This is a genomic window from Roseiflexus sp. (assembly GCF_057785375.1).
Genome location: NZ_JBYNRX010000074.1, coordinates 94,720 through 105,456 on the forward strand (window position 1 = coordinate 94,720; position 10,737 = coordinate 105,456).

The following is a 10,737-nucleotide window of genomic DNA, read 5'->3' on the forward strand; positions in this document are numbered from 1 at the left end:
CAGACCTCTTTCACCCCTCAAACTCAACCACCACCGCCGTTTCATCACACGCATGCTGAAGCGGGCAAATCGCACAATCCTGCCAGACTTTTTCAGGGAAGTCCTCTTTCGAAGTAATGCGAAAACCCAGTTTCTCGAAGAAAGGAACGGCGCGTGTCAGCGCAAACACCTTTGGAAACCCGCGACGCTGCGCTTCTTCCACCAATCCGCGGACAATCGCCTGCCCGATACGCAGCCCGCGATACGCAGGCAGAACCGCCAGCGAACGCACTTCGACCAATGTTGGGCTCATCTGGACTAACGAGCCGATGCCTGCAACATTGCCATCCACCTCCGCCACCAGCCACGACGACAACGTGGCGCGGATGTTATCGGCGCTGCGCGGCAACAGATGACCCTGACGGGCATTCTCAGCGACAATCGCAACAATGGCGTCAACATCGTCCTCTTCAGCGCGGCGCACAATGATGTCCGGCGCGCGCGGCGGCACGACAAAGACCTGCGATTCGCGGACGTGTACGGTCATTCGTGTGGTTTCCTTTCCGTGACGATCGTGGTTCCGTGTTCGAGCATGCCTTCCAGATTGGTAATACGTGCGGCGCGCACACCGGCGTCAAGCGCCGTGAGCGCCGCGCGCACTTTGGGAATCATCCCGCCGCTGATGGTCCCATCGGCGATCAGCCGTTCAATGTCGCTGCGCGTCAGCAGGCGCATCACATCGCCATTCACCAGCACTCCCGGCACATTGGTCACAAAGACGACCTCGTCGGCGCCGAGAGCAGCGGCGACGGCGCCTGCCGCTTCATCGGCGTTCACATTGTATGGTCCGTCCGACCCCAGCGCAATCGGCGCGATGACAGGAATGACGCCGTGCCCGAGCAACTCAGCGAGCACCTCGCGCCGCACGGCGGTTGGTCGTCCGACGCGCCCCAGATCGCCCGCCGGATGTTCTTGTTTCACCACCCGGATGAGACCGCGATCCACGCCGGAGATGCCGATCGCATCGGCGCCGGCAGCAATGAGCGCCGCAACCAGGCGGGTGCTGACGCTACCGCACAACACCATCTCCGCAGCGGTCAGCGCCGTTGCATCGGTGTAGCGCAGCCCGCCGACAAACCGGGGGGTGCTGCCGAGCGTTTCCTGCAAAACGCCGATTTCTTTACCGCCGCCGTGCACCAAAACGGGATACGGACGCAGCGCAGCCACGATACGCGCCAGCTCGCCAACGAACGCTGTGTCGTCGAGTTCGTTGCCGCCGACTTTGATCACCAGCGTTGGTTGGTGATCGTTCAGGTCTGTCATCTCCTCTCTCCTGTAGAACCGAGAACTGAGAACTGAGAACTGAGAACTGAGAACTGAGAACCGAGAACCGAGAACTGAGAACCGAGAACTGAGAACCGAGAACTGAGAACCGAGAACTGAGAACTGAGAATCGAGAACTGAGAACCGAGAACTGGTACTAATGCGCGGTCATTTGTACAATATATGACTTCACTGCAAAAAGCGGCAACCACGAAGGTCACAAAGGGACACAAAGGAAATGCACTTCATGTTTATTTACCTTCGTGCGCTTCGTGTCCTTGGTGGTTAAGCCTTTTTATAGCAATGGTTTTTGAGCACATCATCCGGCATCGCCCGGTGCAGCCCGCGCAGGCGGGCTTTGCAGCTGCTGCGCATTTGTGTATCGTTGCGCTTTCAACGCTCCCCTCTCGCCTCTCACCTCTCGCCTCTCGCCTCTCACCTCTCGCCTCTCACCTCTCGCCTCTCGCCTCTCGCCTCTCGCCTCGACCCTTACGCCAACCCGGTTGTTTCGTCCAGCCCGAACATCAGGTTCATATTCTGGATCGCCTGACCGGCTGCACCTTTGACCATGTTATCTTCACTGGAGACGACGATGAGCAATCCGGGGCGCGCCAGGGTCAGCGAGATGGCGCAGACATTGGTGTGCGTCGTGTGCGCCAGGGTTGCCAGCGCGCCCGCCGGCAACACCCGCACGAACGGTTCGCCAGCGTACTGCTCGCGGTACAGCGTCCGCACCCGATCTTCGCTCCAGTCGTCCGGGATGCGCAGATAGATCGTGCTCAGGATGCCGCGGCTCACCGGCAGCAACTGCGGCGTGAACACGATCTCCGGCGCTACGCCGCGCGCGATCCGCTGCGCTTCCTGGAGCATTTCACCGACATGCCGGTGGACCTGCCCAATATTGTATGGCGCGAGATTTTCGTTCACCTCGACGAAGTGCGTATTCTGCTTCGGCGCGCGCCCTGCGCCCGACACCCCCGACTTGGCATCGACGATGATCAGCGGATCGGTCAATGCGCCCGCCATCAGGAGTGGCGCAACCCCCAGCAGCACGCCGGTCGGGTAGCAGCCGGGGTTGGCAATCAGCGCAGCGCCACGCAGCGCCTCACGGTTGAGTTCCGGCAAGCCATAGGGCGCCGGCAGCAACTCAGGCGCCGGATGGTCATGCCCATACCAGCGTCGATAGGCTTCAGGCGTGGTCAGGCGAAAATCGGCGGAGAAATCGATCACCCGCACACCAGCCGCGCGCGCGCGCCGCGCCATCGTTCCCGCAGCGCCGTGTGGCAACGCCAGAAAGACCAGATCGACATCGCCGAGCGGTGCATCATCGGGCGCAACCAGCGGTGCATCGAGGGGACCAGGCACGACATCAGCGAGCGATGCCCCAGCCGACGACTCGGAGGCGGTGAACACAACGCGCACTTCCGGATGTCGTCGCAGCCAGCGGAGCAATTCATACCCGGCATACCCAGTTGCGCCAAAAATGCCGACGCGGATCATGCGCCCTCCAAAGAAAAGCCCTTCGGACTATATTTTTGTCCGAAGGGTGGATCATCACGCTGACGCTTCTCTTGCCCGATGCACTCGTGCTGCGCACGCGCGGCTAACCCTCCAGACCGGCATGACCCGGACGACGGAAGCGACGCAGTGTACGCAGATTGTCAGGCGTCTGATTCATAGCGAAGGTAATCATAGCGCCGATTATTCCGGTTGTCAAGTAGAGAGATGGAGCGCTGTTTTGGTTTGTTGGGAACCGCCGTAGCCTGCGGCTTCAGCCGCCGGGCGAGAGGGGCGCTGCGGGCTGAAGCCCTCGCTGAGGACGCCCAAGCCCCTGCGGGGCTGCCCGCGCTCGCGGGAGACGCTGCGGGCAAGCGCGGCGTGTCCTGGTGCAGGCTTCACTCACGCATTGTCAAAAGCCGCATTTGGGCAAGACGCTGCAGGCAAGCGCGGCGTGTCCTGGTGCAGGAGCACACCAGGCCCGGCGGGGGGCGCTGCTCGCAGCCTGCGACCTTCGTCGCTGGGCGGGTCGGCGCACCGCGCCACCGGGCGACATGTGCTCTCACCCGCATATTTTGCCGGACTTTTTCGCCAGTTGATCAAAAAACGCCCTGGCATCCTGAGGAGCGGCATCGTTTCTCTCAACCGTGAACAGTTACCTTAACTTCCACTCTTTGACGAGCGGGTGTTGCGCCAGGTGCGGAAGAATTGCACGCTGGTCCAGATCAGGGTTGCGGCGATCAGCGGCAACGCCAGCAACATCGCGTTGGTAAAGGTCTCCAATGCTGGATTGCGGGTAGCGACCAGAATAAGGAAGAGCACGTAGGCGATGTAGCTGCCCAGGAACAGAACGCCCTCCCAGCGGGCAATGGCGAAGCCAGTGAAAAAGATCGGCAGACAGGCCACCGCCACAGCAATCATTACTGGCATGTCAAATCTAATAATGAGCGGATGAACACTGAGCCCGCCCGGAGTAACCATCGCCGATAGTCCAATGATGCCAAGGATGTTGAAAATGTTCGAGCCAACGACGTTCCCAATAGCGATGTCGCGCTCCTTACGAATGGTGGCGATGATCAAAGCGGCTACCTCGGGCAACGAGGTGCCAGCGGCGACGATTGTCAGTCCAATGATCACGTCGCTTACGCCAAAGGTGCGGGCAATGCTTGTGGATGAGGCGATCAGGTAGTCAGATCCGAGCGCCAGAACGCCGAGCCCTGCCGCGATGAAACCGACCTGATGAGCGATGTCGCCGCCTTTCGTCGTTCCGCCCTTGCCAAAGAGCGAGCCAGCGATGAAGAGCCCGGCGCCCACGACGACGAAGCCAGTTACTACTATGCTGAACCATCCCAGAACATAGCCAGCGGTTGCCAGAGCCGCCACTGCCGCCGCCCCGCCGAGCCAGAGCGGACTCTTGCCCGCGATGGCGTCGATGGTTGTCGCATCCGCAACTGCCGCACGTGCCGCTGTCTCCTTGCGACTCTGCACGATCAACCAGACAATGTAGACCACGATCCCTGCAAAGAGCAGGGCGCCATCGAGAAAGCCGATCCTCCTGTCGAGAGAGAGCAACAGCAACAGGATCGACACACCCACCATGATCAGCGTCTCTCGCCGCACCAGGCGCAGCGAGACGACCAGCGGCAGAATGAGGGCGCAGACGCCCAGAATAAACAGCACATTGAAGATGTTCGATCCCACCACGTTGCCGACGGCGATGTCGGGGTCGCCCGACAGACCAGCCTGGATGCTCACCGCCATTTCTGGCGAACTTGTCCCGAAGGCGACCACCGTCAGACCAATCACCAGCGGCGAGATGCCGAAGGCCGCCGCAACGCTTGACGCCCCTCGCACCAGCAACTCACCACCTGCCGCGAGCAGCGCAAGCCCTGTCGCCAGCATCAGCAGAGTCGTAACCTAATCCATGGTTTGCCCTCCAGCTGTCAGATCTCGTGCACACCAAAAAGCGAGACCATCACGGCGTTTCAGCCGTACTGGCGACGCTCAGTTCCACGCAAAGAGTGGAAGGCTACTCCCCATCTGAGATGGTGTAAAATCTCTGTCAGAAGAGTATCAGTGTTTTGCCGGTTGTCAAGCAGCATCGGACTCTAGCGGGAATATGCAAGACAGTGTCGCAACCAACGAACGTATTAGAGGCATATGCTACACTGTGGTTGTTCCAGGAACTATCAGGAGGCATACCATATGAGCGCCATCTACAATTTCAACGCCGGTCCGGCGATCCTCCCTGCGCCCGTGCTGGATCGCGCGCAGCGTGAACTGCGCGACTACCAGGGTCGCGGGATGTCGATCCTCGAGATGAGCCACCGTTCGCCTGAATACGAGGCGATCAACGCCGAAGCGACGGAACGCCTCAAACGTCTCCTCGGTGTCGGCGAGGAGTACCATGTGCTCTTCCTGCAGGGCGGCGCCAGCATGCAGTTTGCCATGCTGCCGCTCAATTTCTTGCCGCCAGGTGCATCGGCGGATTACGTGCTTACCGGCGCATGGGCGGAAAAGGCGTATGAGGAAGCATTGCGCGTCGGGCAGACGCGGGTGGCTGCCAGCACCGCCGAAACAGGCTATCGCAGCGTGCCATCTCAGGCGGATGTCACGCTTGATCCCAAGGCGGCGTATGTCCACATCACCAGCAACGAGACGATCCAGGGCGTGCAGTGGCACGCCTGGCCCAACGTGGGGGATGTGCCGCTGGTCGCCGATATGAGCAGCGACATCCTCTCGCGCCCGCTCGAAATGCATCGTTTTGCGCTGATCTACGCCGGCGCCCAGAAAAACCTCGGACCGGCAGGGGTCACGATTGTAGTCGTTCGTGATGCGTTCCTCCAGCGCGCGTCGGCACATCTGCCGGTGATGTTGCGCTATGCCACGCACGCGAAAAACCGCTCGCTCTACAACACGCCGCCGGTGTTCGCGGTCTACATGGTGAACCTGGTGCTTGCATGGATCGAGGAGCAGGGTGGACTCGCCGCCATTGAGGAGCGCAATCGGCGTAAGGCGGCGACGCTGTACCGCGTGATCGACGAGAGCGGCGGGTTTTATCGTGGGCATGCCGATCCCAAGCATCGTTCGCTGATGAATGTCACTTTTCGCCTGCTGGACGAAACGCTGGAGAAGCGGTTCGTTGCCGAAGCGACCGCGCAGGGCATGGTCGGACTGGCAGGGCACCGGTCGGTCGGCGGCATTCGTGCGTCGATCTACAACGCGATGGGACAGGAAGGGTGCGATGCGCTGGCGGCGTTTATGACCGATTTCATGCGCCGCAATGGCTAGGAAGAGGTTGTATCATGCCGCTTCCTGCCGACTATGTTGAGCGCGTCTACGCGGGCGTGCTGGGGAAGATCATCGGTGTTTACCTGGGACGTCCGTTCGAGGGATGGACGTATGACCGGATCATGGCGGAGTTGGGCGAAGTCTGGCACTATGTTCACGAACGGCGTGGCGTGCCGTTGATTGTGACCGATGATGACATTTCCGGCACATTCACCTTTTTGCGAGCGCTGCCGGATTACGGCGCCACACGCGCACTCTCCCCGGCGCAAATTGGACAGACCTGGCTCAACTATATCATCGAGAATCGCGCCATTCTCTGGTGGGGCGGTATGGGGCGTTCGACCGAACATACGGCATTTCTGCGCCTGAAACGCGGGATAGCCGCGCCTCACAGCGGTTCGGCGGCGCTGAACGGGAGGGTGGTCGCTGAACAAATTGGCGCGCAGATTTTCATCGACGGCTGGGCAATGGTTGCACCCGGCGACCCGGAATTGGCTGCCGACCTGGCGCGTCGCGCCGCCTCGGTCAGTCACGATGGCGAGGCGATCTACGGCGCACAGGTTGATTGCAGCGATAGAGTCACTGGCATTCGTCGAGCGTGATCTGAACGTGCTGATCGATGCCGCTGTCAGGTGTATTCCGCAAGAATCGACCATTTTCCGCTTGATTGCCGACCTGTGCGAGTGGCGCGCCCGCTTTCCCGACTGGCGCGCTGCGCGTGAGCAGATCGTGGCACGGTATGGGTATGATCGCTATCCAGGCAACTGCCACATCGTCCCCAATCACGCACTGATTCTGTCGGGGCTGCTCTACGGCGACGATGACTTTCAGAAGTCGCTCATGATCACAGCCACTGCTGGCTGGGATACCGACTGCAACGCCGGCAACGTCGGCTGCCTGTTAGGGATCAAAAACGGGCTGGCAGGCATCGACGCCGGTCCTGACTGGCGTGGTCCGGTGGCGGATCGGCTGTATCTGCCGACTGCCGACGGCGGGCGGGCAGTGACCGATGCGGTACGTGAGACGTATGCCGTCGTCAACATCGGCAGGGCGCTGGCAGGTGAGGCGCCGCTGGCGCCGAAGCACGCCGCACGCTTCCACTTCGAGTTGCCGGGAAGCGTCCAGGGGGTTTGTTGTTGACGACAGCGCCGATGCCAGAGGGACGTTGCGCATCGAAAACGTCGCTGGCCATAGCATGCACGGAAACCGGAGTCTGGCGCTCCATTATCGTCATCTCGCGCCGGGATGCACAGCACGAGCGGCGACTGCCACGTTTCTGCCGCCTGATACGCGACACATGCCTGGCTATGCTATACTCGCCTCCCCGACGCTGTATCCGGATCAGCACATCCAGGCGCTCGTATGTGCCGATAGCGCTAACCCCTCGCCGGTGCAGTGCTGTCTCTACCTGATGGTCTACGACTCGTGTGATGCACTCATTCGGAAATATGGTGACGTAACGACGCTGACGCCGGGTTCAGAACACGTCTTTGCCTGGCGCGCACCAGAGACCGGCGGTCAGCCGATTGCAGCGGTCGGCATCGAACTGCGCGGTCGCGGCCATGGAACGGTGTACCTCGACTATCTGTCCTGGGAACGTGCGCCAGAGACGACATTCGGCAAACCGGCGGGCGGCGGCGATATGCGGCGTCGCGCCTGGGTGAATGGCGTCGATGGATACGAGCAAGGCGCTGATACACCCTACCGCCTGATTCAGAACGAGGGCACGGGGCTACTGATCCAGGGGGCGCGCGAGTGGCGCAATTACCGCGTCGGTGCAACCGTGACGCCGCACCTGGCGGAAGCCTTTGGCATAGGGGCGCGCGTGCAGGGTATGCGCCGCTACTATGCGCTTCTACTGATACACAGAGCTAACGGGGCGGGCGCAGTGCAACTGGTGCGTGCGCTCGATGGGATCACACCGCTCGCCAAAGCGCCGTTCACCTGGACCTATGACCAACCATACACGTTTGATCTGCGCGTGGCTGGCCATGATTTGAGCGCAGTCATCCACGCTCCCGACGGCGCCAGCATCACCCTGACTGCACGGGACGATCGACTGGATGGCGGCGGCATCGCACTACTGCTGACCGAAGGGTACATCAGCGCCGATCAGGTAGCAGTGCGTTCTGGTTAGGACTGGACAACGGTGGCGGTTGCGGGAGATGCCCGGAACAGAACCTTTCTTGCAGCGCCATGAACACTGCACGAACCATTGTGCAGTCTTGCGCGGACTGAGCGGGTCGAAGCCGGCACCCTGCCATCGGGCGCCGGCATTGTGATACTAATGCGCGGTCATTTGCACCATACTGCCGGCGCGCTGCGGGCTGAAGCCCTCGTTGAGGACATCAAAGCCCCGCCGGGGCTGCTGCTGCCGCTGCGCACCCGGCGCGCTGCGGGCTGAAGCCCTCGCTGAGGACGCGGTTCGACGGCGCTCACCGCACGCGGTTCGACGGCGCTCACCGCACGTGAAAGCCCCGCCGGGGCTGCTGACGCCGCTGCGCAGTCATGCGTCCACAACGCTGGACTGCCGGTGCGCGTTGACCGTTGCGCCTTGCCCAACGCACGCGCGAACATCGTGTCGGACTGAACGCCACCTGGTATGAGAAATGCTGTTCCCCACACTCTGCGCCTTTGTGCCTCCGTGTGATATGATCCGCGTGTTTCGCGCTCACCGGATGGGGCGTTTCGCAGGAATACCGACGGCGCGCGGGTAGGCGGCAGGCGTAGGAGCAATTTTGGCAATGACCACCAGGGTCCGTGGTTCAACGCCGGGTATCTCCACCGGCTCGACGCCGATCACCTGCCCGCCGAGTCGAGCTATAGCGACGCGCGCACGTGCAACCTCGTCGTCAATATCGCTCCCCTTGGGCGCCAGGACCCGTCCGCCAATGCGACAGAGGGGGAGACAGTATTCGGCAAGCGTCGCCAGTTCCGCCACGGCGCGTGCAGTAACGACATCATACTGCTCACGGTGCTGCGGGTCGTGTCCCACGAGTTCGGCGCGTGCAGCGACCACAGTCACGTCGCGCAAAGCGAGCGTCGCAACGACGTGCTCGAGGAATGCCGCTTTCTTGCCAACGCTTTCCACAAGGATGACGTGCAATTCCGGATGCAGGATCTTGAGCGGCAACCCTGGAAATCCCGCCCCACTGCCGACATCGATCAAACGGGAAGGCGTATCGCCCCAACTCAACGCACAACGCAGCGAGTCGAGGAAATGGCGAAGAATGATCTCGCGCTCATCGGTGATCGACGTGAGATTGACGCGCGTATTCCAGGCGCGAAGTTCGGCGCTGTAGCGGGCAAATCGCTCGATCTGACGCTGATCGAGGCGCAGCTCCCACGATGTTGCAATCCTCAGCAGTTCGTCCATGGATGCGGCTGACGCAAAGGCGAACAGTTATCGATACAATCCATTCGTCTCAATATAGGCGACGACGGCGTCGGGAGTCTGGTAGCGGATGGGTCTGCCCTGTGCGACGCGCAGGCGAAGGTCGGTGCTGGAGATATCAAGGCGCGGACCATCGATCACGATCAGGCGTTCCATCAATCCAGGAAGAATCTGCGACAGATGCGCCGGATCGAAGGAGGCGCCAGGGCGAGACATGCCGACGATCCGCGCCAGTTTCAGGATGCGTCGAACCTCATGCCAACGCGGCATGTCGGCCACCGAGTCGGCGCCAAGGATCAGGTAGAGGTCATCGAACCCCTGATCGTGGAGGATCTGCAGCGTGACATACGTGTACGACGGACCAGGGCGATCGATCTCGATGCTGGAGACCTCGAAGAAAGGATTGCTGGCGCATGCCAGGCGCGCCATGGCAAGGCGATGGACTGAGGAAGCCACACTGCCGCCGGGCTTAAGCGGTTGTTCGCCTGCCGGAATAATCAGAACGCGCTGCAACCGAAGAACGACGCGCGCCTCCTCGGCAATCGCCAGGTGCCCGTAGTGGATCGGGTCGAACGAACCGCCAAGGATACCGGTGCGTCCGGTGGTCATGCCTGGTCGATCTCGTACTCAATTTCGGCGCCTTCCTGCAGCAGGTTCCACACCAGCCAGGAGAGCGCACGGCGGTCGCGGCGGTCGAGGTGCGCGACATACGGATGAATGAGTTCAATGATATCCTGACGACTCAGCAGATAGCTGCGACGACCAAGATCGTGGTAGAGCCGCAGCGTCAGCATGTCGGCATACTCGTACAGATCCTGTTCCGAGAGGGTTCCGTCAGCGTCGGGAAGATGCGACATCGTCCTTACTCATCTTCCTCATCTTCATCGTTGTGCTGGAGGCGCCGGGTGCGGAGACGGCTCTGATAATAAGCGGCTTCCCGCGGATCGGTGTGCGGTGCGCGACTGCGAGATTCACGCTCTGCACGCGATGGCTGAAGAGCGGTCTGATCGGGCTGCGTCTTCTCCTCTGAGCTCATCGACGTATTGACCAGCGTATCACCGATATACTCCAGCACATCGCGAATATCCTCATTATCGTCGAGCATACTGTCGAACGGCAGCGCCACGCCGGAGACGGTCTTCACCGTTTGCCCGATCTCCTTCAGCGTGCGGTCGATCCCGCTCACCAGCGACTGCATCACCGCCGCCAACTCCTCGCGCTCCTGCACCGTCAGATTGGCGAACCCGATCAGC

At 61.3% G+C, this 10,737-nt stretch carries 12 protein-coding genes and 1 pseudogene; 5 read left to right on the forward strand and 8 right to left on the reverse strand.

Translation table 11 applies throughout. From position 1 onward, the window contains the following. Window positions 1-10 precede the first annotated feature (10 nt). The 4 genes from AC3EA7_RS13300 to AC3EA7_RS13315 all read right to left on the reverse strand — a co-directional run bounded on the left by AC3EA7_RS13300 (window position 11) and on the right by AC3EA7_RS13315 (window position 4,701). Window positions 11-526 (reverse strand): GNAT family N-acetyltransferase, encoded by a 516-nt coding sequence (locus AC3EA7_RS13300; protein ID WP_488614544.1) that lies wholly within the window; start codon window positions 524-526, stop codon window positions 11-13. Then, window positions 523-1,302, reverse strand: a complete 780-nt coding sequence (gene argB, locus AC3EA7_RS13305; protein WP_488614545.1) for an acetylglutamate kinase — start codon at window positions 1,300-1,302, stop codon at window positions 523-525. The genes AC3EA7_RS13300 and argB overlap by 4 nt, the downstream gene beginning before the upstream one ends. A gap of 489 nt (window positions 1,303-1,791) precedes the next feature. Continuing rightward, window positions 1,792-2,802, reverse strand: coding sequence for an N-acetyl-gamma-glutamyl-phosphate reductase (gene argC, locus AC3EA7_RS13310; protein WP_488614546.1), 1,011 nt, complete (start codon window positions 2,800-2,802; stop codon window positions 1,792-1,794). 657 nt (window positions 2,803-3,459) lie between these two features. After that, window positions 3,460-4,701 carry a calcium/sodium antiporter gene (locus AC3EA7_RS13315; RefSeq protein WP_488614547.1) on the reverse strand — a complete coding sequence of 414 codons (1,242 nt, stop codon included), beginning with the start codon at window positions 4,699-4,701 and terminating at the stop codon, window positions 3,460-3,462. Between the two features lie 303 nt (window positions 4,702-5,004). Here AC3EA7_RS13315 and serC point away from each other — a divergent pair, with 303 nt between their 5' ends. From serC to AC3EA7_RS13340, 5 genes are all read left to right on the forward strand, one after another. Then, complete coding sequence (gene serC / locus AC3EA7_RS13320) at window positions 5,005-6,090, forward strand: 3-phosphoserine/phosphohydroxythreonine transaminase (protein WP_488614548.1); 1,086 nt, start codon at window positions 5,005-5,007, stop codon at window positions 6,088-6,090. Between the two features lie 14 nt (window positions 6,091-6,104). Next, complete coding sequence (locus AC3EA7_RS13325; protein WP_488614549.1) at window positions 6,105-6,692, forward strand: ADP-ribosylglycohydrolase family protein; 588 nt, start codon at window positions 6,105-6,107, stop codon at window positions 6,690-6,692. Then, complete coding sequence (locus tag AC3EA7_RS13330; protein WP_488614550.1) at window positions 6,652-7,230, forward strand: ADP-ribosylglycohydrolase family protein; 579 nt, start codon at window positions 6,652-6,654, stop codon at window positions 7,228-7,230. Before AC3EA7_RS13325 ends, AC3EA7_RS13330 begins: the two co-directional genes overlap by 41 nt. Before the next feature lie 55 nt (window positions 7,231-7,285). Then, window positions 7,286-8,227, forward strand: coding sequence for a hypothetical protein (locus AC3EA7_RS13335; RefSeq protein WP_488614551.1), 942 nt, complete (start codon window positions 7,286-7,288; stop codon window positions 8,225-8,227). A 78-nt stretch (window positions 8,228-8,305) separates the two neighbouring features. After that, window positions 8,306-8,494: a hypothetical protein gene (locus AC3EA7_RS13340; RefSeq protein ID WP_488614552.1), complete on the forward strand. Its 189-nt coding sequence runs from the start codon at window positions 8,306-8,308 to the stop codon at window positions 8,492-8,494. A gap of 267 nt (window positions 8,495-8,761) precedes the next feature. Here AC3EA7_RS13340 and rsmG read toward each other — a convergent pair whose 3' ends face one another. From rsmG to AC3EA7_RS13360, 4 genes and pseudogenes are all read right to left on the reverse strand, one after another. After that, a complete protein-coding gene (gene rsmG, locus AC3EA7_RS13345) occupies window positions 8,762-9,466 on the reverse strand; it encodes a 16S rRNA (guanine(527)-N(7))-methyltransferase RsmG (protein WP_488614553.1) in 705 nt (234 codons plus the stop codon). 27 nt (window positions 9,467-9,493) lie between these two features. Then, window positions 9,494-10,093 carry a nicotinate-nucleotide adenylyltransferase gene (gene nadD, locus AC3EA7_RS13350; RefSeq protein ID WP_488614554.1) on the reverse strand — a complete coding sequence of 200 codons (600 nt, stop codon included), beginning with the start codon at window positions 10,091-10,093 and terminating at the stop codon, window positions 9,494-9,496. Further along, the gene (locus AC3EA7_RS13355; protein ID WP_488614555.1) at window positions 10,090-10,341 is read right to left on the reverse strand and encodes a hypothetical protein; all 252 of its coding nucleotides are present in this window, start codon (window positions 10,339-10,341) and stop codon (window positions 10,090-10,092) included. The genes nadD and AC3EA7_RS13355 overlap by 4 nt, the downstream gene beginning before the upstream one ends. A gap of 5 nt (window positions 10,342-10,346) precedes the next feature. Continuing rightward, window positions 10,347-10,737, reverse strand: a pseudogene (locus AC3EA7_RS13360) (hypothetical protein); the annotation flags it as partial.